The organism is Parabacteroides gordonii MS-1 = DSM 23371 (assembly GCF_000969825.1).
Taxonomy (GTDB): domain Bacteria; phylum Bacteroidota; class Bacteroidia; order Bacteroidales; family Tannerellaceae; genus Parabacteroides; species Parabacteroides gordonii.
This window is the reverse complement of sequence record NZ_KQ033919.1, coordinates 3,953,296-3,976,858: the sequence shown is the minus strand read 5'-3', so window position 1 is coordinate 3,976,858 and position 23,563 is coordinate 3,953,296. Positions and strand designations below refer to the sequence as shown.

General features: G+C 47.2%; 16 protein-coding genes. 4 read left to right on the top strand and 12 right to left on the bottom strand.

The window, feature by feature from the left end; translation table 11 throughout:
* Positions 1-175 precede the first annotated feature (175 nt).
* Positions 176-4,036: a hybrid sensor histidine kinase/response regulator transcription factor gene (locus tag HMPREF1536_RS15035; protein WP_225607924.1), complete on the top strand. Its 3,861-nt coding sequence runs from the start codon at positions 176-178 to the stop codon at positions 4,034-4,036.
* Here HMPREF1536_RS15035 and HMPREF1536_RS15030 read toward each other — a convergent pair.
* Both HMPREF1536_RS15030 and HMPREF1536_RS15025 read right to left on the bottom strand, forming a co-directional pair.
* A complete protein-coding gene (locus tag HMPREF1536_RS15030; protein ID WP_028726073.1) occupies positions 4,033-4,818 on the bottom strand; it encodes a porin family protein in 786 nt (261 codons plus the stop codon). The genes HMPREF1536_RS15035 and HMPREF1536_RS15030 overlap by 4 nt on opposite strands.
* Before the next feature lie 13 nt (positions 4,819-4,831).
* Positions 4,832-5,926, bottom strand: a complete 1,095-nt coding sequence (locus HMPREF1536_RS15025; RefSeq protein ID WP_028726074.1) for a PCMD domain-containing protein — start codon at positions 5,924-5,926, stop codon at positions 4,832-4,834.
* A 192-nt stretch (positions 5,927-6,118) separates the two neighbouring features.
* Here HMPREF1536_RS15025 and HMPREF1536_RS15020 point away from each other — a divergent pair, with 192 nt between their 5' ends.
* Positions 6,119-7,432, top strand: coding sequence for a Gfo/Idh/MocA family protein (locus tag HMPREF1536_RS15020; RefSeq protein WP_028726075.1), 1,314 nt, complete (start codon positions 6,119-6,121; stop codon positions 7,430-7,432).
* A gap of 100 nt (positions 7,433-7,532) precedes the next feature.
* Here the strand turns inward: HMPREF1536_RS15020 and HMPREF1536_RS15015 are convergent, their stop codons facing one another.
* Positions 7,533-9,053, bottom strand: a complete 1,521-nt coding sequence (locus HMPREF1536_RS15015; RefSeq protein ID WP_028726076.1) for a DUF4301 family protein — start codon at positions 9,051-9,053, stop codon at positions 7,533-7,535.
* 173 nt (positions 9,054-9,226) lie between these two features.
* Here HMPREF1536_RS15015 and HMPREF1536_RS15010 point away from each other — a divergent pair, with 173 nt between their 5' ends.
* Entirely contained in the window at positions 9,227-11,440 is a 2,214-nt protein-coding gene (locus HMPREF1536_RS15010; protein WP_028726077.1) for a RelA/SpoT family protein, read from the top strand.
* Between the two features lie 245 nt (positions 11,441-11,685).
* Here the strand turns inward: HMPREF1536_RS15010 and HMPREF1536_RS15005 are convergent, their stop codons facing one another.
* Positions 11,686-12,528 carry a mechanosensitive ion channel family protein gene (locus HMPREF1536_RS15005; RefSeq protein WP_028726078.1) on the bottom strand — a complete coding sequence of 281 codons (843 nt, stop codon included), beginning with the start codon at positions 12,526-12,528 and terminating at the stop codon, positions 11,686-11,688.
* A gap of 163 nt (positions 12,529-12,691) precedes the next feature.
* Between HMPREF1536_RS15005 and HMPREF1536_RS15000 the strand changes: the two genes are divergently transcribed.
* The gene (locus HMPREF1536_RS15000; RefSeq protein ID WP_028726079.1) at positions 12,692-13,513 is read left to right on the top strand and encodes a tetratricopeptide repeat protein; all 822 of its coding nucleotides are present in this window, start codon (positions 12,692-12,694) and stop codon (positions 13,511-13,513) included.
* A 100-nt stretch (positions 13,514-13,613) separates the two neighbouring features.
* On the opposite strand, the gene leuB is transcribed toward HMPREF1536_RS15000, so the two are convergent.
* From leuB to HMPREF1536_RS14960, 8 genes are all read right to left on the bottom strand, one after another.
* Complete coding sequence (leuB, locus tag HMPREF1536_RS14995; protein WP_028726080.1) at positions 13,614-14,684, bottom strand: 3-isopropylmalate dehydrogenase; 1,071 nt, start codon at positions 14,682-14,684, stop codon at positions 13,614-13,616.
* A 14-nt stretch (positions 14,685-14,698) separates the two neighbouring features.
* On the bottom strand, positions 14,699-15,145 hold the full coding sequence (locus HMPREF1536_RS14990; protein ID WP_028726081.1) for a methylglyoxal synthase: 447 nt from the start codon (positions 15,143-15,145) through the stop codon (positions 14,699-14,701).
* Positions 15,146-15,163: 18 nt separating this feature from the next.
* Positions 15,164-16,675 carry an alpha-isopropylmalate synthase regulatory domain-containing protein gene (locus tag HMPREF1536_RS14985; protein WP_028726082.1) on the bottom strand — a complete coding sequence of 504 codons (1,512 nt, stop codon included), beginning with the start codon at positions 16,673-16,675 and terminating at the stop codon, positions 15,164-15,166.
* A gap of 1 nt (position 16,676) precedes the next feature.
* Positions 16,677-17,267: a 3-isopropylmalate dehydratase small subunit gene (gene leuD / locus HMPREF1536_RS14980; protein ID WP_028726083.1), complete on the bottom strand. Its 591-nt coding sequence runs from the start codon at positions 17,265-17,267 to the stop codon at positions 16,677-16,679.
* Positions 17,268-17,338: 71 nt separating this feature from the next.
* Positions 17,339-18,736 carry a 3-isopropylmalate dehydratase large subunit gene (gene leuC / locus HMPREF1536_RS14975; protein WP_028726084.1) on the bottom strand — a complete coding sequence of 466 codons (1,398 nt, stop codon included), beginning with the start codon at positions 18,734-18,736 and terminating at the stop codon, positions 17,339-17,341.
* A gap of 18 nt (positions 18,737-18,754) precedes the next feature.
* Entirely contained in the window at positions 18,755-20,251 is a 1,497-nt protein-coding gene (locus HMPREF1536_RS14970) for a 2-isopropylmalate synthase (RefSeq protein WP_028726085.1), read from the bottom strand.
* Positions 20,252-20,607: 356 nt separating this feature from the next.
* A complete protein-coding gene (locus HMPREF1536_RS14965) occupies positions 20,608-21,771 on the bottom strand; it encodes a purple acid phosphatase family protein (RefSeq protein ID WP_028726086.1) in 1,164 nt (387 codons plus the stop codon).
* 123 nt (positions 21,772-21,894) lie between these two features.
* Entirely contained in the window at positions 21,895-23,553 is a 1,659-nt protein-coding gene (locus HMPREF1536_RS14960) for a RagB/SusD family nutrient uptake outer membrane protein (protein WP_028726087.1), read from the bottom strand.
* Positions 23,554-23,563 lie beyond the last annotated feature (10 nt).

Genomic DNA, 23,563 nt, shown 5'->3' with positions numbered 1-23,563 from the left:
CAAAAAGCGTACTTTTCATGTCAAAATTCATCCCGAAGTTCTAATTAAGTCTGCTATTTTCAAGTTCAGATTGCTTTTACTACATTTGCAGTAGTTAGAATGAGATATGATGGAAAGAACCTCTGTTACACAAACTTTATACTTTCTGATTTTACTGTTTTTTTGCACCGGATCTATGAAAGGGAGCAATCCCAGTTATTATTTCCAACAACTGAGCCTCGACAAAGGACTCTCGCAGACAACAGTAAACACCATCCTCGCCGATAACAAAGGATTGATCTGGATCGGGACGGCTTCGGGACTGAATTGTTTCGACCGTTACGATATGAAAAGTTATTTCCATGAGAAAGACAACCCTCATTCCCTCCCCGGAAATACGATCTATTTTATCACCGAAGATTCCCTTAACAACATCTGGATATCTACCAACAACGGGTTGACCCTGTATGAGAAAAGTAGCGATTCTTTTCTACCCGTAGAATATGAAGGGAAAATCATCTCCGTCAATTCCTTCCATCTTGTGGAAGGAGCTATACTTTTCAGCACGAACGGCGGACTTTATATATATGATTATAAAGAGAAAAGCCTTCGTAAGAAGCCTATCATGCAAGCCGATTCCTCCCCGTTCAATCCATTTTATATGTTCCTCTGGGATGAAGACGAGCTGTTGCTGGTTTCGCCCAATGCCGGGACATTGCGATACAACTTCGTCACCGGAACCGTCACCCCTACGAACTATCCGCTTCAGACAAACCTGAATGCGGCCTGGCTCGACAGTGAAAAGAAGCTTTACCTTTCCTCTTACAAAGAAGGGATCGTCTGTTATGGTACGGACGGGAAACAACTCTACCATATCTCCACCCAAAACTCAAAGCTGACGAACGATGTAGTACTCGACATCACAGAAAGAGAGAATAAGCTGTGGATCGCGACCGACGGCGGCGGCATTAATATAATGGATAAGAACGATCCTTCCGACATATCATCCATCATGCACACGCCGGGCGATATGAACTCCATCCCCGTCAACTCCATCAAATGCATTTATCTGGATAACCAGGGTAACATCTGGGCCGGGACTGTCAGAGGCGGTATGATAGGCATCAAGGAAGTCTTTATGAAAACATACAAGGATGTCCCCCTCAACCGTACCGGCGGGTTGAGCGAAAAGTCCGTGATCAGTATCCATGAAGATAAAAAAGGACGGTTATGGATCGGGACAGACGGTGGCGGCATCAACCAGTATAATCCTTATACGGATACCTTCAAACATTATCCGTCCACTTACGGCGACAAGGTGGTTTCCATCACCGACTATTCGGACACTGAACTATTGGTTTCCTTATACACGACAGGCATCTTCCTTTTCAACAAAGAAACGGGCCAATCCCGTCCCTTCTATATCATAGACAAGGAGACAACGATTGACCAATGTTTCAGCAGTTACGTCAACCTGGCTTACCAGGTTACGGACGAATGGTTCTATTTTATCGGGAAGAATGCCATCAGCTACAACAGACGTGCCGGAAAGTTTTCTTTCTTGAAAATAGACGGGAACAGGCTCGCTGTGGGTGCCATGAAAATGGTTTGTGCGGATGAACATGCCGCCTATATCATCCAAAGCAATAAACTGTACGAAGTGCGTCACGGGAATGACACGCTGCGAGTGTTGCTCAGTATCGGGCAACATGAAACGATCAAGGCCGTTGCCCGCGACAAGAACGGTATTTTCTGGATCGGGACGGAGTATGGTTTCGGCTATTTCGACTCCCATACAAAAGAGTTCACCAAGATCGAAACCAAGCTGTTCAATAGCGTATCCACCCTCCTGCTGGATGAACAGGAACGGCTTTGGATCGGTGCACGCAACATGTTGTTCACTTACGACCTGAAAAAGAAACGGTTCGCTTCGTGGGGAGAATCGGATGGCTATACGACTAACGAATTCATCTATAAGTACCAGGTATCTTCCATCTCCGATTATATCTATCTGGGGGGAGCTTCCGGTTTGCTGCGTATCAACAAGAACATTTCGACCAAGGAAGAACCATTGCCCGAAGTCAGGCTGATGGATGTCTTGCTGGACGGAAATTCCTGCATCGACAAAGTACAAACCAAAGATAACCGGATCACAATCCCCCACACCCACAGCTCGATAGAAATAAAGGTGATCGCAATGGAAAAAGATGTGTTCAGAAACAAGCTGTACCGCTACACGGTGGTCGGGCTCGACAACCAGTACACCGAAACATACAGCCACATCCTCTCCCTGCGTATGCTGGCTCCCGGCAACTATTCGATACAGGTTTCCTGCAACTCGAAGAGCGGTGAATGGAGCGAACCGGCCGACGTGCTTCATATCACGGTGACGCCTCCCTGGTATCAGCGCCCTTACGTATACGCCATTTTTATTATCCTGTTCGTCCTGACGTTGCTCCGGCTCGATTACGTTTCTCGCCGCCGCAGGAACAGGAAAATGCAATGGAAGATACAGCAACATACCAATAAGATAAACGAAGAGAAAGTCCATTTCCTGATCAATATCAGCCACGAACTGCGTACCCCGCTGACACTGATCTATGCCCCGTTAAAAAGGATACTCGACAAAAATAGCTGGAACGATCCGGATACACTGAAAGGCCAGCTGGGCGGCATCTACAAACAGGTACTCGATATGCGTAACATCATCAACATGGTACTGGATATGAACAGCCTGAAAGAAACAAAGAGCCCGCTGCATAAAACACCCCATGCGCTCAACGAATGGATCGTCTCGATAGCCAAAGACTTTGAAAGCGAGTTAGAAGCCCGGAATATCCGGATAGACTACCATCTGGATGACAGGATCAGTCAAGTTACCTTCGACGGTCAGAAATGTACGACCGTCCTCTCGAACCTGCTGATGAATGCGTTGAAGTTCAGTTCATCGAACACAGTCATCACCCTGTCCAGCCAACTGCGGGAAGACAAGGTATATGTCAGCGTTGCCGACCAGGGGATCGGGCTGGGCAATCTGGATATCACGAAGCTATTCACCCGCTATTATCAGGGCAACCATGAGAAGTCGGGAAGCGGTATCGGCCTGTCTTTCGCCAAAGTATTGATCGAACGCCACGGTGGAACGATCGGAGCGATGAATAATGCAGACGGTGGGGCTACCTTCTTCTTCGAACTGCCTCTCGACACAGCCAATGATGATCCATCGAACGAAGAAAACCAATACGACACCTGGCAGCCGGTCGAAACACCGTCGGAGCCGGCAGCGTTCTCTACCGGCAACTACTCCGTCATCATCGTTGAAGATAAGAAAGAGTTAAGTTCCTTCCTGAAAGAGTCGTTGCAAGAGTCGTTCAAGAATGTTTATGTAGCGGCTAACGGAGAGGAAGCTTTGGAGATCATTAGCCAGAAACATCCCGACATCATCGTCAGCGATATCATGATGCCGAAGATGAACGGCTACGAGTTATGCAAAAAGATCAAGGAAGACATAGCCACCAGCCACATCCCGGTAGTGCTTCTCACGGCAAGGGGCGATCTGGACAGTACCACGATGGGTTACAAACTGGGAGCGGATGCTTACCTGGCCAAGCCATTCGATATGGAGTTGCTGCTGGCCGTCATCACCAACCAGTTGAAGAACCGCGAAGCCATCCGGCAGAAATATAAGGAAAGCCATCTGCATCTGGCAGAGGCCACTGTCGCCCCGACAAACAACCTGGACGAAGAATTCATGCTGAAGCTGAACAAGCTGATCTATGATAACCTCTCCTCCCGCGAACTCGACGTCAAGTTCCTGACCACCCAGATGGGCATGAGCCGCACCCCGCTTTACGCGAAGCTCAAAGCGTTGACCAACATGGGAGTAAACGACTATATCAACATGATCCGTATCGAAAAAGCTTCGCAACTACTGACAGGATCGACTCTAAATATAACGGAGATATCCGAAGCCGTCGGCTTTGAATATCCCCGTCATTTCAGTACCCTGTTCAAACAGATTAAAGGGATGCCACCATCGCAATACAGGCGCTCTTAAAACGCGTACCCGAAACCGATATTCAGATAAATCGGATACATGGCGAAAGTGATCGTATCGAAGTCTTTCTTAAAGATATCATTCAATCCCCAGGTCAGATCGGCATACACATTCAAGTGCTTGAACGCTTTCCACTCACCGCCGAGCTGCATCCCCCACTGGAAGCGGCGCAGGTCTTTCGAGAAATCGTAAGGAGCACTTTTGCCGTCTTCAAATATCACCTTGTTTCCTGTCGGATCGTTCTCGCGCAGGTAACCATCATACACGCTTCCGGTAAAGTCACCCTCCAGGCGGTAAGACACGTACGGGCCGAGATTCAGTTTCCAACGGGGAGAGACACGCCAGGCAGCCAACACAGGAACAGTCAGGTAGGAATTGCTAACCTTGGTCTTTACCTGTCCCGTCCAGTACCCTTTCATCAGCTCGCCGCCATCACCGATAATCTCCATCTTATAATTCTTCACACGCGCATCCGTTTTCATCCCCTTCGTTTCGAGACGCAGGGCAACCATAACGCCCCAGGTGCGGGCAGGATCGAGCCATTTCGTTACATTCCCCTCGATAGCAACCTGCAAGGTCGGATTATAACTGTCGATAGAACGTATCTCTTCAGGCAACGGAATCGGAGCCGTACCACCGATACTCAAACCGGCTTTTACTTCATACTCCAGACCGATCAACGATGATTTGATGATCCCCTGATTCCGGTCTTTCTGAGCCGAAAGAGTGACAGACACTAATAATAACAGACTCAGAATACTTATAAATCGATTGTTTCTCATATTTCTATCAGGTTTATTCTTCCACGGAATGGATCAGTTCAACTTCATCTATATATAATGTACTACCTACCGCACCGTTAAACAAGTCGCCTTCTATACTTGAAGAAAAGACGATGGCCACGTTATACTGTCCGGCTTCCAGCTTCGCTTTATCTACCGTCTTACCCGGAAGTGTTTTAAAAGGAAGATAGAATTGCGTCCATTCATCCGTTTCCTTAGCATCTTCGATACGTGCAATCGATACCAGGTTCGGATGCGAAAACTTGTTGGTTCCGTCGAGCGTCCTTACCGTTTCGCTTGTTTCATAAAAGATAGCATATATATCGAACATATCATGTTTTCCCTGTACGATCTTGCCCGACTCCGACAACTCTGTTCCTGCCTTATACTTATAATATCCGGTCAGATAAGTCGGCACATGTTCGAACGGCATACCGAATTTCGTCGCCTTCAAAGGATCTGTAATAGCACTTAGCAAATCAAATGTACCCATGAATAAGTTTCCGGCAGCGATCGGCATTCCTACATCTGCTCCGAATTTACCGGTCGAACGGGTCACCAGCATGGCACATTTTCCTTTATAACCGTCATTCGACGACATCGTAGGATAATTCTCACGCGGAGCACTCATATCCGTAAAGGCAAAGCCGCCGTTACCGCTAGACCAGTCCATAACACTTCCGCCGTTACCGTCAGATTCATAGAATATATCATAACCGGCATTACCGCCATGTTTCACATCTTCAAAATGATATTCCGTACCGATACCCGTAACGATATAAATTACTTCATACCGTTTTTTCCATCTTCCGTCCTCGGAAGTAACGGTATAATACTGGGGTGAATTAAAATCGAGAGTCGTACCGCTGGCCGGCGAAATTGTAGCCCCCGGTGTCAGTGTAAACTCGGGAGACTGCTTCGACAAGTCGGTATTGGCTTTAACCATCAAGGTTATTTTATCGTTATCAATGATCGGTTCGCGTCGTAATATCTCTGCCGGAACCGTACAAACCACGATATCGGCTTCCGCATTAGGAGCTTCGTCCTGTATACAGGACATCCCCATAACACATAATAAAAGACAGGTTAATAAGCGTGTCAGCTTCATTTTGTTTCATTTTTAGTGGATACTCTTTACATCGCTCTCTTCTGAAAGCAGACGCAAATTTACTTCCCTTTTTCGGATTTGTACTCTATATTATATTTTTATTACATATTTTATTGGGGAAAACCGGGCTTTATTCCTATTTTTGGTGTCGAGCTAACAAGAGTGTATCTTTACTATTAATTCATATAGACCATGACAACACGCAGAGATTTTATCCGGCAGGCAGCTATCCTGGGAGCCGGTATTTCTATCAATCCTTTCTTTATTAAAGCCGGCAATAACCCGGTGGGTGCCAACGACAAAATACGTGTCGGCCTGATCGGTTGCAAAGGGATGGGCTATTCCGATTTGCAGGCTTTCCTCCGTAATCCGGAAGTAGAATGTATCGCTTTATCCGATATTGATAAAAAAGTGTTAAACGACAGGGCTGCCGAGACGCAAAAGCTGACCGGTAAGAAGGTAAAACACCTCTACAAAGACTGGCGGAAGCTGATCGACAACAAAGATGTAGACGTCGTTATCGTCGGTACACCCGACCATTGGCACTGCCTGCAAATGGTAGCCGCCTGCGAAGCCGGTAAAGACGTTTATTGCGAAAAACCGCTGGGTAACAGCATCGAAGAATGTAACATCATGGTGCGCGCCGCCGAAAAATACAACCGTGTCGTACAGGTAGGCCAATGGCAACGCAGCGACCCGCACTGGCAGGATGCAATGGCTTTCGTGCATAGCGGAAAGCTGGGCAAGATCCGTACCGTACGGGTTTTCTCTTACCAGGGATGGTGCCCGTCGATCCCCGTTGTGGCCGACGAACCCGTTCCGGCAGGTGTAGATTACGATATGTGGCTCGGCCCGGCTCCCCTGCGTCCGTTCAACCGCAACCGTTTCCACTTCACTTTCCGCTGGTTCTGGGATTATGCCGGGGGACTGATGACAGACTGGGGCGTCCACCTGCTGGATTACGCACTTTACGGTATGAACGTGACGGCTCCGAACTCCATCATGGCTTCGGGCGGCAAATTCGGTTACCCGGATGATGCCTGCGAAACACCCGACTTGCTTCAAACGATTTACACTTTCGACGATTTCACCGTGATGTGGGATCATGCCATCGGCATAGACGACGGTGCTTACGGACGTAACCACGGGCTCGGCTTCGTGGGTGAGAACGGTACATTGGTTATCGATCGCGGCGGCTGGGAAGTAATTCCCGAAAAGGTAAACGGCAAAGCCCGTATGGAAGCCGTCGCCCTCAACAAAGCTTATGGCGAAGGCGGCCTGAACCTCCATGTGAAGAACCATCTGGAGTGTATCAAATCGCGCAACCGCAACTGTAATGCAAGTATCGAGATCGGCGCCCATATTGCCAAATTCTCGCAACTGGGTAACATCGCCTATCGTACCGGAAAGAAATTATCATGGGACGGAACGAGCTTCCACGATACGGAAGCAGATAAATACTTATGCAAGGAATACCGAGCTCCGTGGGAATTACCGAAGATATAAGAAGATATAAAGAGGTACAGATAAAAGGCGGGCTCTCACGAGTCCGCCTTTCCCTGATAAAATTTAACCTCAATCAATACAATCTATAGTATCAAACTGATCATTGATGCTCAGACCGTAATAAGTCATTAACTGTTTTCACCGGGTTGAATGTTTCGATAGGCACTTCTACGAAGATCGTGTTCCAGTCGCTCATCGCACCGTTCCACAGGCCGGGCAATTCCAGCGCTTTCAGATCGCGTCCGTCCTTACTCTTGTAAGAGATAAAGCCGGTATTCTTATCTACATATTCCGGTAAATCATATTTTTCTCCTTTATGGTTCTTCAAAGCACATACCAAGTCAACCGGGTTGAAGTGGGTGCCTTGCTCGAACATGGCTTTCTTAACAGGGTCTTTCAGGTCGATCTGGGAACTTTCCAGGATCTGCAAAGAGACAGTTCCGTCGGGGTTGACTGCCAGGAACGGGCCACCGCCCGGTTCGCCTACATTCTTCACCATACCGCAAACGCGCAACGGACGCAACAGCTTACCTTTAATATAAAGGATCAGTTCGGCATCTTCCAGCAGTTTCATTTCCGGGTTCTTCACACAGAGTTCGTTCTGAAGGAACTGGATCATTTCTTCTACCTGGTCGTGTGTGTATTTACCTGTCTCAATCAGGTTTAGATAGTTGAAAATGCGATCCTGCAACGTTACCAATACGCCGGCAATCACTTTCTTGAAGATAACAGTCGAGCATTTGAAGCTGTCGGGAACTACATTATCGATGTTCTTAACGAATACGACATCGGCGTCGATATCGTTAAGGTTTTCGATCAGTGCGCCGTGGCCACCGGGACGGAACAAGAGTTTGCCGTTCTTGTCGCGGAAAGGATTGTTCTCCATATCGGCGGCAATCGTGTCGGTGCTCGGTTTCTGCACGCTGAAAGAGATATCGTAAGCAACGGAGAATTTTTCTTCGTATTCGTGTTTCTTTTCATTGACCAGTTTCTCGAACAAGGCTTTATGTTCGGGAGAGACAGTGAAATGGATATTGACTTCACCGGCATTGTTCTTGGCATACATGGCACCTTCGGCCAAGTGTTCTTCCATAGAGGTACGTACCTTGTCGGCTGTCTTATGGAAAAGGAGCAAGCCTTTGGGAAGTTGTCCGTAGTTCAACCCTTTTTCTTCCAGCAGGTTGGCTACGACAGCTTTATAATTGCCGGCGGCTACCAGGGCGGGGATATCTTTCCCTTCATTGGCCACGCAAGCGGCATTCAATTTTTCATAAAAGGCGAAACGGGTGATTTCGTTGAAGAACTTCTTTTCAAAATCAGTGGTCGGCACATCGTAGGCAGCAGACAGGAACTCATAGAGGTTCTTGAACATGCGGCTGGCAGCACCCGATGCCGGAACGAACTTAAGGATTCGTTTATTTTTAGCCAGGTAAGCGTCCCAGGCTTCCATATAAGTAGCCTGATCTTCCTGTGATACAACCATTATTCCTTTTTCGACTGAAGCCGAGGCGGAAATACCCAAATAAGGAAAGCCTTTTACGAAACAGGCTAGCTGTTCTTCAATCTGCTGTTCGCTGATTCCTTTGTCCGCCAGCTGTTTTAAATCGTTTGCGTTTAACATAGCATATCTTTTAAAATTAGTATTCTTCTTTTATTCATGGCCTTTCGGCCTATGCTTCTCGCAAATGTATAAAAATACCATTAGAATAGCATTGATATTCGGAGAAAAAAGATACTTTTACAGTATGTTTTACGGCCTGTCCTCAAATGGGCAGTAAAAAAAGAGACGCAACTATGGATATACAACCGTTCTTTACTAACGAGGAGAGAAAAGATTTCTTCTCGAAATACAGACAATTATTACGTAGTCTTTATTCTTTCTTGCAAAAAGAAGATATACGGAAAATGAAAGAGCTGATGCAGCGTGTTGTCGCACTCGACTGTTACGGGAGAGACAAGAACGGCATCAACGGCTTGATACGAAATATAAATACCGCCCTGATCGCAACCACGGAGATCGGTCTGAAACGGACTTCCGTGATCGCGCTCCTGCTCTATCGTCCCGTACTGAAAAAGATCATTACCTGCGAGGAGGTCGAAAAGACTTTCGATGCCGACGTGACGCTCATCATCCGGCGATTGCTGAAGACGGCCGACCTGTATGCACGCAATACGGCCGTCAATTCCGAGAACTTCCATCACCTGCTTTTCTCGTTTGCCGAAGATGTGCGGGTGATCCTGATTATGATTGCCGACCGTCTTTGCCTGATGCGCCTGGGCAAGCAGTTGAAGGACGACGACCGGCTGCGGCTGGCTACCGAAGCGTCGTACCTGTACGCCCCGTTGGCTCACCGCCTGGGACTTTATAAAATCAAGAGCGAACTGGAAGATTTGTCGCTAAAGTATACCGACCGTAAGCAATATGATTTCATCAAAAAGAAGTTGAATGAAACAAAGCGTTCGCGCGACATCTATATTGCCGAGTTTATTGCGCCTATCAAGAAGAAGTTGCAGGAGCTCGGTTTGCAGTTCGACATAAAAGGGCGTACCAAGTCGATCCATTCCATTAATAATAAGCTGAAAAAGCAGAAGATCGAATTTGAAGGGATATACGACTTGTTTGCAATCCGTGTCGTACTGGATACGCCGCTGGAAAAAGAGCGTTCAGAATGCTGGCAGGTGTATTCGATCATTACCGATATGTACCAGCCCAACCCTAACCGCATGAAAGACTGGATCTCCATCCCGAAAACGAATGGATACGAAAGCCTTCATATCACGGTGATGGGGCCGCAGAATAAATGGGTGGAAGTACAGATACGTACCCGCCGCATGGACGAGATCGCCGAGCGTGGCCTAGCCGCCCATTGGAAATACAAGGGTGTGAAAGAGGAAAGCGGCTTGGATGAGTTCCTCAACACCGTACGTGCCGCCCTGGAAGAGAAGGAGAATAATCCGTTGGATCTGATGCAGGATTTCAAGATGGATCTCTACAAAGACGAGATATATGTCTTCACTCCTACCGGCGAACTGATCAAACTGGCCAAAGGGGCTACCGTGCTCGACTTTGCCTTTGCCATCCACTCGAAGCTGGGAAGCAAATGCGTTTCGGCCAAAGTAAACGAAAAGAATGTACCTATTAAATATGTACTGCATAACGGGGATACGGTTTCGATCGTCACCTCCCCTACGCAATCGCCGAAACGTGACTGGCTAAATATCGTCGTTACCTCCAAAGCCCGCGTGAAAATCAAACAGGCTTTGCGCGAAGAGACGGCCAAGGCGGTCGACTTTGCCAAGGAGATGTTGCAACGCCGTTTCAAGAACCGGAAGATCGAGATGGACGAGCCTTACCTGATGCGCTACATCAAGAAGAAAGGTTTCAAGACCGTCACCGATTTCTACATCGAAATAGCAGAGGAGCGCCTGGATGCCAATAACGTGATTGACGAATACCAGGAGTATGTTCGGAAGGAGACCGAAGCAAACGACCGTTCGGAAGTCCGCAGTGCGGAAGAGTATATCAAGACTACCGAAGTGGAAGAGATATCCACCAACAAGGATGTGCTTGTGATCGACAAGAACCTGACGGGTATAGAATACAAGTTGGCCAAATGCTGTAACCCGATCTATGGGGACGACGTTTTCGGGTTTGTTTCCACGCAAGGTATCAAGATACACCGTCTGGATTGCCCGAATGCGCAGGAGATGTTCAGCCGTTTCGGTTACCGTATCATCCGTGCCAAATGGAGCGGAAAGGGGGACAATGGCTATATCGTCACGCTGCGTGTGGTGGGACGGGATGATATTACGATCGTTACCAATATCACCTCCGTGATAGGAAAGGAAAGCAGCGTCACACTCCGTTCGCTGAATATCGACTCGGTAGACGGTATCTTCCAAGGGAACTTTGCCGTGCTGGTAAGGGATACCAACTCGCTGAATATGCTGGTCAAAAAAATAAAGGCCGTCAAAGGGGTCAAGACGGTAGACCGCCTGAACTCATAAACACCATAAGAAAAAAGGCTCGTCCACAATGGCGAGCCTTTTTCATCTTTTCATAATCAATAAATTAATACTAAAGTAATAAAATAAAGTTCTTAATATTTTTACCTTAAAAACGTTCTATAGTTATTTATTTTCACAATTTGCTAGACAAAGATAAATCTTTTTGTTCAACTATTTAACGTATTATTAGCCGCCAAACAAACCCCGATGGTTATTGAACAAAAAGATTTATTTCGAGGACAAAATCAGTTTTTTACCTGATGCACCGTCAGTTGCGGGAACGGGAAACCGATGCTTTCCGCATTGAATGTCTCATAAATAGCCTTGTTGGTATCGAAATACACGCCCCAGTAATCGGAACTCTTCACCCAGACACGGACAACGACATTCACGCTGCTATCAGCCAATGCGCTCAAAGCGATAAAAGGTGCGGGGTTATCCAATACACGTGATTCTTTTGCCAGCACGTTTTCAATCACGCTTTTAACATGGTCGAAATCGCTGCCGTATTCTACGCCGAACGTCCATTCCACACGGCGGGTAGGTTCATTGCCGATATTGGTAACGACGCCGCTACTCAACGAGCCGTTCGGGATAAAGATATTTTTATTGTCCGCAGTCAGCAGGATCGTATGGAAGATCTGTATTTCCCTTACGGTTCCTCCTACGCCTTGCGACTCGATATAATCGCCCACTTTATAAGGCTTGAAAAGTAATATGATCAGCCCGCCTGCGAAGTTCGACAGGTTTCCGCTGAGTGCCATACCGATGGCGACACCGGCAGAAGCCAGCAGCGCAGCGAACGAAGTGGTTTGTACCCCCAGCGCACCGACCACCGAAATGATCAACAGCACCATCAAGGTCACATTGACCAGGCTTCCTACGAATGTCTTTACCGACGGATCGAAATCGCGCTTGGTTAAGATACGGCGGACAAGTTTATTTATCATCCGGATAATAAACCGTCCTACTACAAATACAATTACCGCTTTAATGATTGTCCACCCCAAATGACTGCCCTGCTCTATCAGGGAATTGATAAACCCTTCCAATCTCGGATTGGACGCCAACACATCTAATAATATCATAAATCTATCATTTTTAATTAAACACTTTTACTCATATAACAACCTTTACCCTGAAAAGTCTTATAAAATGTGGCAAAGGTATAAAGTTTTTTTAATCCGTCCACCGAACAATATATTTGAGTAGCTTTGCCGGACATTCCAAATAACAGATAAATACAACAGTATGAGACTACTTCCGATATTCATTCTCTTCCTCCTGATGGCAACCGGCAGTTATGCCCAGTCATACGAAGAATTTATAGAAAAGAGTTACGATTTTCTGGACAAAAAAGACCTGGTATCTGCAGAAGAAAGCCTGCGTTCGGCCATGCGCAAAGAGCCGGGCAACCCGATGAACTATGCCTTGCTCACCAACCTGGGAAGTATCCAGCGCCGGCAGGGAAAGTTGGAAGAAGCTTTACTTTCATACACGGCCGCTCTAAGCGGACGCCCCAACAACCCGACAATTCTCGAAAACCGTGCTTCGCTATATTCCGAAATGGGCGAAACGGAAAAGGCTTTGAACGACTATAACGCCCTTCTGATCGAAGAACCGACAAACGAAGAGGCGCTCTATTGCCGTGGATTGATCTACATACAAAAGAAGAATTATATCTGGGCCGAACAGGATTTCGACAAGATCATGGAGATCAACGAGAAATCGGTACGTGCCCGCCTGGGACACGCCATTCTCGAAAAGATGCGTGGCAATTATGACGAGAGCGAAAAGATATTCAATTACCTGATCAGCCAGATGCCCCGCGACTGGCTCTTGTATGAAGGCCGTGCAGACGTTTATTTCATGATGGGAAAGAATGCCCGCGCCATGGCGGATATCAACAAGGTTTTCACTGAAAGTACTCCGAGTGCTTCGTTATATGTATTAAGAGGTAAAGTAAAACTGGCTCAATACGAAAAGACTTCCGCCGCCGCCGACTTCCAGAAAGCCCTCGAAATGGGATACGACCAGACGGTTATCGATGAACTGATGAAGATGACGAAATAAACAGGTTGGATACAAAAATAGCACTATAGTGCCAGGGTATGTAGCACTACTGTGCTAACTACCTTGATACTATAGTGCTGGTATACTTGATACTATAGTGCTATTTCTTTGCAATATATTCAGCAATCCAATCCCCTACTTCGCTGGTCTTGTAAGCCTTGCCGTTTTCTGCGATATCTTCCGTTACGATGTTTGCATCCATAGAGGCGGCAACTGCTTCGCGGATCAGAGCGCCTTCTTCCATCAGATTGAAAGCATATTCGAACATCAGGGCGGCACTCAGGATCGTTGCCAGCGGGTTGGCAATGTTCTTACCGGCAGCCTGCGGGTAAGATCCGTGGATCGGCTCGAATACCGAAGTATGCACACCGATAGAAGCGGAAGGCAACATACCGAGTGAACCGGTTATTACAGAGGCTTCATCCGTCAAGATATCACCGAACATATTCTCCGTTACCATCACATCAAAGCTCTTCGGCCATTGAACCAGACGCATAGCGGCATTATCCACAAACATGTACTCGGTTTCCACATCCGGATATTCCTTTTCGATCTCCTGAGCCACCTGGCGCCACAGACGGGAAGTAGCCAGTACGTTCGCCTTGTCGACAACCGTTACTTTCTTACGGCGTTTCTGTGCATACTGGTAAGCCAGGCGAACGATACGTTCGATCTCCTCGCGGGTATAAACACAAGTATCGTAAGCCGTGTTGCCATCTTCGCTTCTACCCTGCGGACGACCGAAATACATACCACCTGTCAGCTCACGGATACACATGAAGTCCGCACCTTCGATCAGTTCGGCACGGAGCGGCGACTTATGCAGCAACGACGGGAAAGTAGTTACCGGGCGGATATTCGCAAAAAGTCCCAGTTTCTTACGCATTCCCAGCAATCCCTGTTCAGGACGTACCTTGGCTGACGGGTTATTATCGTATTTCGGAGAGCCGATCGCACCGAAATAAACAGCATCGCTCTGCATACAGAGTTCGTGTGTTTCGTCCGGATACGGGTTACCTGTTTCATCGATAGCTACGGCTCCTACCAGAGCGTGTTTATAACTTAGTTCGTGACCATATTTTTCACATACGGCTTTAACGGCTTTCATGCCTTGTTCTACAATCTCGGGACCGATACCGTCGCCGGGAAGGACTGCGATGTTCAATTTCATTTCAGTTTGTTATTTTAGTCTCTTTTAAATAGCACATATTTGGGCTCGGTGGGGACATAATTGTCGTCGTCCCACAGGGTGCTCGTAATCATCAGGTCGGCACTGTAACGGTTACAAGCAATAGGCACGTTATGAACACGGCACTGGCGAAGCAACATCTGGATGTCGGCTTCGTGCGGCTGCGGATTCAGGTCGTCGATCAGGAAGATCGCCAGATCCACCTCCTTGCGTACTACCATTGCTGCAATTTCGGCATCCCCGCCCAACGGCCCGGAATGCATACAAGTTACTTCAGCGCCAACGCCTTTCTCGTCAAAGGCATTGCGTATAAGTCCTCCGGTTGTACCGGTACATACCAAGTGATGATGGGAAAGGAACTCTGCATTGTGCACTGCCCATTCTACCATGTCTGCCTTACGATTGTCGTGCGCTACCAGCGCAATGGTCAATTTCTTGTTCATAACTAATACCTCCTATAATTATTGTTCAATCTTATTCAGCATCTTCAGCGTTGCCTTGATGGCAGCTTCTGTCTGGTCGGCATCAAGACCGCGGGTTTTGAAATCCACTCCGGCATAATTCCAGCTGATGATCGTCTGCACAAAGGCATCGGTACGACCGCCCGGGGGAATGGAAACGGAATAGTTGGTCAGCATCGGGAAGGGACGTCCCAGGTCGGAATAGATCTTACGAAGGGCACGGACAAACGCGTCGTACTGTCCGTCGCCGCAAGCCGATTCCTGGTAAGCTTCACCGTCGATCTCTATCTTGATGGTTGCTACCGGCCTCAGTCCCTGCGCCAAAGATAAGGAATAATTTAATATACGGATGCGTTGATCAGTCATTGTATCATGGTGAAGAACATCACTGATGATATATGGCAGGTCTTCGGTCGTCACCATTTCTTTCTTGTCGCCCAGCTCGATGATACGCTCGGTAATCTTACGCATAGAGTCGTCGTCGACATCGATACCCAGCGACTCCAGGTTCATGCGGATATTCGCTTTACCGGACGTCTTGCCGAGCGCATACTCGCGGACGCGTCCGAAACGTTCGGGAATCAGGTCGTTGCAATACAGATTGTTCTTGCTGTCGCCATCGGCGTGCACCCCGGCACATTGCGTAAAGACATGTTCGCCGATGATCGGACGGTTCGGGGCGATATGGATGCCTGAATAGGTTTCGACCAGCCGGCTAGCTGCATTGATCTTTTCCTCCCGCACACTGGTCTGACCGTTCAGATGGTCTTTGATTACTGCGATCACACTGCTGAGCGGGGCATTCCCTGCCCGTTCGCCCAACCCGTTGATCGTGGTATGCACACCATGTACCCCGGCCCTGACAGCCGAGTAGACATTGGCAACTGCCAGGTCATAATCGTTATGGGCATGGAAATCGAAATGCAGGTCGGGATAACGGTCGAGCATCTGCTTACAGAACTCGTACGTATTGCCCGGGTTCAGGATACCCAGTGTATCAGGCAGCATGAAACGGCGGATCGGCAGGTCTTTCAACGCATCGATCAGTTGGAATACATAATCGGGGGAGTTTTTGATCCCGTTCGACCAGTCTTCCAGGTAAACATTAACCTCAATACCTTTTTCGGTAGCCAGCGATACAACAGAACGGATATCTGCAATATGCTGTTCAGGCAATTTGCGGAGTTGTTCGGTCACGTGTTTATACGAACCTTTACAGAGAAGGTTTACCACGCGGCAACCGGCCGATTCGATCCAGTTGAGCGAGGCGTCGCCATCCACAAAGCCCAATACTTCGAGCTTATGCAGATTTCCGGTACGTTCGGCCCAGGCCGCCACGCGCTTCACGGCTTCGAACTCTCCGTCCGATACGCGGGCAGAGGCAATCTCCACGCGGTTTACTCCCAGATCGTTCAACAACACTTGCGCGATATTGAGCTTTTCGTGAGCCGCAAAAGAGACACCAGATGTTTGTTCCCCGTCCCGAAGGGTTGTATCCATTATTTCTACCATCTTACTTTCTGTTTGCTTCGTACGATTCTATTTTCGACTTATTAGCCAGCAGGTAATCGATATCGTCCAGACCGTTTACCAGACAGTCTTTCTTATATGCGTTGATGTCAAAGGATTCGCTTTTGCCTGTTGCATTGTTGGTGATCGTTTGCGCAGGCAGGTCGATTGTCAGCGTCGCTTTCGGATCAGCCTCGACAGATGCGAATATCTCTGCCAGAAACTCAGGAGAAACAACAACCGGAACAAGGCCGTTGTTCATCGAATTGTTCTTGAAGATATCGGCAAAGAAGCTGCTGACCACCACCCGGAAGCCATATCCGGCGATCGCCCAGGCAGCATGCTCGCGGCTGGAACCGCTACCGAAGTTCTTTCCGGCTACCAGGATCTGACCTTTATAGGTATCCTGATTCAGCACAAAGTTGGGATTAGGGTTACCGGCCTTGTCATAACGCCAGTCGCGGAAAAGATTATCGCCGAAGCCTTCGCGTGTGGTGGCTTTCAGGAAGCGGGCCGGGATGATCTGGTCTGTGTCTACATTTTCCAGCGGAAGAGGGACACAGGTGGATGTTACTATATTGAATTTCTCTTTCATTTGATTTATCTTATTTGTTTACTATTTCTATTTGCTACATCAGGCAAAACACCTTTGCCCGGTAAGGCAAATTACATCAACTCACGGGGATCGGTAATCTTACCTGTTACTGCTGCTGCCGCTGCTACCAGCGGGCCTGCCAGAATAGTACGTGCGCCCGGTCCCTGGCGACCTTCGAAGTTGCGGTTTGAGGTAGACACGGCATATTTACCGGCCGGAACCTTATCATCGTTCATAGCCAGGCAAGCCGAGCAACCCGGCTGACGCAATTCAAAACCGGCTTCCGTCAATACCTGATCGATACCCTCGGCACGGATCTGGCGTTCAACTTGCCAGCTTCCCGGAACCAGCCATACGACCACATCGTCGGCCTTCTTCTTTCCTTTCACCAATGAAGCGAAAGCACGGAAGTCTTCGATACGTCCGTTCGTACAACTTCCCAGGAAAACATAGTCGATCTTCTTACCCATGATCGGTTCGCCGGCAGTGAAGCCCATGTAGTCAAGAGATTTTTTATATGAGATACGTCCTGCTTCGTCTACGCTCTCCATAGCGGGGATGCTTTCGCGGATACCCATTCCCATTCCCGGATTGGTTCCGTAGGTAACCATCGGGTCGATATCTTCGGCATGAAAAACGATCTCTTTGTCGAACTTAGCATCGGGATCACTATACAACTCGCGCCATTCAGCCAGTTTCTTTTCCCAGGCTTCGGCACGGGGAGAAAACTCACGGTCTTTCAGGTAATCGAAAGTAACCTGGTCGGGGGCGATCATACCGCCACGGGCACCCATTTCAATCGAAAGGTTACAGATGGTAAGGCGTTCTTCCATCGTGGTGTTGCGGATAGCTTCACCGGCATATTCCACAAAGTAACCGGTAGCACCGCCCGTTGTCATCTTACTGATGATATAAAGGGCGAAGTCTTTAGCCGTTACGCCCGGCTTACGTTTACCGTCGATGGTGATGCGCATCGTTTTCGGTTTGCGCTGCATAATACATTGGGTAGCCAGTGTCATTTCTACCTCGCTGGTACCGATACCGAAGGCGATTGCGCCCATTGCACCGTGGGTAGAAGTATGAGAGTCACCGCAAACGATCGTCATACCCGGCTGAGTCAGACCGGTTTCCGGCCCTACCACATGGATGATACCGTTCTTCGGATGTTGCAGACCGTAATAAGTCAGGTTGAAATCCTTGGCATTCTGCTCCAACGTATCTACCTGGTTTTTTGATACCGGATCTTCGATCGGTTTTTCCTGGTTCAATGTCGGAATGTTATGATCCGGCATACAAGTGATCTGCTCCGGACGGAAGGGTTTCAGGCCACGGGCACGTAATCCGGCAAAAGCTTGCGGACTGGTCACCTCATGGCAGAACAGACGGTCGATGTAAAACTGGATCGTTCCGTCGGGCAGTGTATCCACCACATGTTTCTCCCAAATCTTTTCAAATAATGTCTTGCTCATTGCTAATTATGTATTATGTTATTTTACGAACTTATTGATTGCATCGATGAAGGCTTCAACCGAAGCAGCGATGATATCGGTGTTGGCGGCAAAACCGTAGTAGTTGTTTCCGTCATATTCCACCTGCATATGTACCTTACCCATATCGTCGCTACCTTTATTAATAGCCTGGATGAGGAACTCCTGGATGGTCATCGTACGGTGAATAATGGATTTAACAGCTTTAATGGCTGCATCGACAGGACCGTTGCCGGCAGCGGCAGCCTGAAATTTCTCTCCGGCAATATCCAGACAAACACTGGCAACCGACTGTAAGCCAACGCCCGATGTCACCTGCAAGTAATCCAGTTTGATACGGTGCATAGCCGTGCGGTCTTTTCCGGCCAGCATCAACACGTCGTCGTCGTTGATATCTTTCTTACGGTCGGCCAGCTTCAGGAATTCCTGATATACCTTATCCAGTTTTTCCTGGCTCAGTTCCACACCTAAAACGCTCAAACGATGTTTCAGGGCGGCACGTCCGCTACGGGCAGTCAATACGATGGCACTATCGTCGATACCAACGTCTTTCGGATCGATAATCTCGTAGCTCTCACGGTTTTTCAATACACCGTCCTGGTGGATACCTGAAGAATGGGCAAAGGCGTTACGTCCGACGATCGCTTTGTTCGGCTGAACCGGCATGTTCATCAAGCTGGAAACAGTGCGGCTGATACCATAGATCTTGGTTGTATTGATATTGGTTTCAATTTCACGCTCCTTATGGCTGCGGAAGATCATCGCCACTTCTTCCAGAGAAGTATTACCGGCACGTTCGCCGATACCATTGATCGTTACTTCCACCTGGCGGGCACCGTTCAGCACCCCCTGTACGGTATTGGCCGTTGCCATACCCAGGTCGTTATGACAGTGGGTAGAGATGATTGCATTATGAATACCATCCACATGCTCCATCAGGTATTTGATCTTCGCGCCATATTCGTCAGGCAGACAGTATCCGGTCGTATCCGGGATATTCACCACTGTTGCACCGGCTTTGATCACCGCCTCAACGACACGGGCCAGATAAGCATTGTCCGTACGTCCGGCATCTTCGCAATAAAATTCAATATCTTCCACATATCGTTTGGCATATTTGGTTGCAGCGATAGCACGTTCCAGGATTTCATCCTGATTGGAGTTGAATTTATGACGGATATGGTAATCGGAAGTACCTATACCTGTATGGATACGTCCTCGTTTCGCGAACTTCAACGCTTCGGCTGCCACATCGATATCTTTCTCGACAGCGCGGGTCAAGGCACAGATAGTAGGCCATGTAACGGCTTTCGATATTTCAACCACACTGTTGAAGTCGCCCGGGCTGGATACCGGAAACCCTGCTTCAATCACATCCACTCCCAGTTCTTCGAGTGCTCTGGCAACCTGGATCTTTTCAATACTGTTCAACTGGCACCCCGGCACTTGTTCACCATCTCTCAATGTGGTGTCGAAAATAAATAATCTGTCTGACATAATCTTATACTCTTAAATTTGTTTATACTCTTGTTTGTATCCATAAAAAAAGCCCTTCTCACAAGGAAGTGAGAAAGGCTCTTTTATATCTTCATGCATCAGAAAAGCACGTACAGTCTCACTTCCTATCCCGTTCCCAGAGTAGAATAATGTTTAGAGAAATAATGAGACTATTTGCTATGTTCTGTTTCATTGTCTTTTCTTATTTAACGCTGCAAAGATACAGCCTTTTTCTAAACCACCAAATATAAAACGATATTTTTTACACCTATTTTCTTATAAAATGAAAGAGAAGATAGAATGTAACCTATAAATCATTACACAAAAGTAGGTTTAGAGACTGGATAGATACGTTATTACTTATTTATAATCAGCTTATCCATCTCCTTGCCGTCCTGGTCGAGTATCTTTATGCTCAGTTTATTATTCATAACTTCGGCTTTCAACAGTGTATTATTGGAATTTACAATGACAGGGAACTTCACGCCGTCTTTCGGTTCATTCCTCATATACCGGTGCAAGTGTCCGCAAAGCATCACATCCACATCGGCATTATTTAACAGCGGGATAAATTTCTCTGCCACTTCCAGTTCTCCATGCCAACCACCGAACGGGGGCATATGGCATACCACGACTTTGAACGGGGCTTCTTTGTATTCCTTACTTTCCAGCACCTTCTTCAACCATTCTGCCTGCTCCGTGCGATACTGGTCATACACGGTTATACCGGCATATTCGAGATCGGTATCCGGTTTATCTTCTCCACTATCCAATATGACGAAACAAACCGGCCCCTGACGGAACATATAATAAATATGCTCTTGTCCCGGAGAGAAATAATCCTGAAAAGAGGTGGCAAACGATCCGCGTGTTTCATGGTTTCCACGGGTATAATACATCGGCAGTTCCGAAGCAAAAAGTTCTGTCGCCTTACTCATAAATCCGTCGAATATCTCTTTCTCGCTATTGAAGATAGACACCATATCTCCGTTGAACAGAAACAGGTCGGTCGCTTTCAGGTCACAATGTGAAACCAATTTCTCCAACATATCGCTCTTACCATGTATGTCGTTTACCATAGCAAAGTTCACCGTTTGCATTGCATGGTCGCTTGTCTTAAAAACCAGCGGCTTCTGGCCGTACACATCGGTAGCGGCCACATTTCCATAAATAACCTTCCAACCTACATGGCTCAACACTTCCTGCGAATATACACGATAGCGGTAACGCGTTCCGGGCTCCAGTCCTTTCACATGGACACTATGAACCGTAGAAGTCAGCTTTATTCCGTTCTTCGCATTAAACACTTTGGGGCGTTCCGTCCGATAGAAATGTGTTCCGTCGTCCGGTGCCAGTTCCACCCATCCGACCGATGGTTTATTAACCGTCCAGACGATTGTTACTTCATTCTCACCCAGGTTTTGCAGATACGGGGCATGGGTGATCTTGATGTCTTCCTGGGCAAAGAGAGGGAGAGTAGTCAACAGACAAAAGAGAAAGAAAAGGTTGATCTTATTCATGGTATTATTTTAAGTTATTAATGATTTGAATACTACAAAGATATTCAGTTCATTGCTTCTTTACAAGAAAAAAGGCATGCCTTTACAGACATGCCTTATTACTTTACTTATTTTACCAACAAGTTAGTTTCCTTTAAACGGATTCTGTTCCGATTCACTGATCTCTGTATTTTGTGTGAATTCCAACTGCGGGATCTGATACAAGAAGCGGTAGTCGTTGGATGGAAGATAACCATAAGGAGCTTTGTCGGTCGGGTTATAGTTATCCAGGAAATTCAATCCTAAAGAGAAATGACCTGCCGGATCTTCGTTGGTTGCAGCATAGCGATAAAGCGGTTTCTGCAAACGCATCAAGTCGTACATACCAGTTACACCTTCACCCAACAATTCTTTACGGCGCTCTACATAAATAGCTTCCAGAAGTTCATCTTTACCGGTAGCAGTAGTAGGTTTGGCTACTTCACGGGCATTCTGCAAAGTATTCAGATGAGATAAAGCAGCTCCTACGTTATTCAGGTTAGCTTCAGCTTCCGCCATGATCAGCAACATTTCAGCACTACGCATATAGCAGAATTCAGGATAGGAATGTCCCTGAGGAGAACCATTGGCATCACCATAATATTTGAATTTGTTATATGCCCATTTAGCCCTTGTTTCTTCATTACCGTTAGCAGTACGGTGCCAGAACATTACAGGCTTTTCATCGGCATCCGTCACACCTTCCGTTTTCGTACATTTGCTACCACGGAAATCTGTTTCGTCAAACAATTGTACATATTTGGAGTCTACGAATAAGTTGATGAAATTATAAATAGGGCCATCCGTCATACCTTCACCATAACTAGGATCCTGGTTATACCAGTAGTTGAACTCTGTATTAGAGCTGATATTAGACAGGTTTGTAAACTTAATACCCCAGATAACTTCCTTGCATCCGTCTGTAATCAAATTATCAAAACCACTGCACCATTCCGCTTTAGTCATCAATGAAGAATGGTTGTCATACACCTTCTTAGCTTCCGTCAATGCATTATTCCAATCTCCCATCACCTGATATACACGAGCCAGATAGCCTGTTGCAACTTCTGCATTCAGGCGCCACTCTTCGATACGGTCGAAAGAAGCCAACAGAGATTCTGCTTCTTTCAGGTCTTTAACCACCTGTTGATAGCCCTGTTCCACTGTTGAGAAAGGCATAGAGTCCGGATCTTCGGAAGAAAGGCGAAGAATAACACCGCGTTTATCTTTGGCAATGGCATAGGTCTGCTGATAGTTCAGAAGCAAGTTGAAATAAGCAATACCACGCATAGCCAAGCACTGCCCCTTCAATTCTGCTTTCTCCGCCTCAGTTCCTGTTGCTTCGGGGAGTGCATCGATAATGATATTTACCTGGTTGATGATTTTATACATATTCGTCCAGATACGTTTTGCATAGTCACCGGCTGACTGTGTACGACCTTCGCTGAAACGATAGTGATCTTCCACCGAACCACCGTAATTCTTTGTACTTAAGATATCTGCCCCCAGAAGGTCATATCCCATGCAAAGCCCGGTAACACCGGCATAACATGCATCGTTCTGACTACCTGCTCCGGATTCACCCAACAATAAATATTTATAAGTACCAGTCAACGACATGTTCAATCCCGTCGTACTGGAGAGGATGGTTGATTCATCCACATCCGTCGATGAATTGGTAGTCAACTCCCCCGTACAATTGCTCAAAGAGATCGCCAATAAAGCAATTGCTGTAAATTTGAATGTTCTATATAATCTTTTCATACTTCGACTT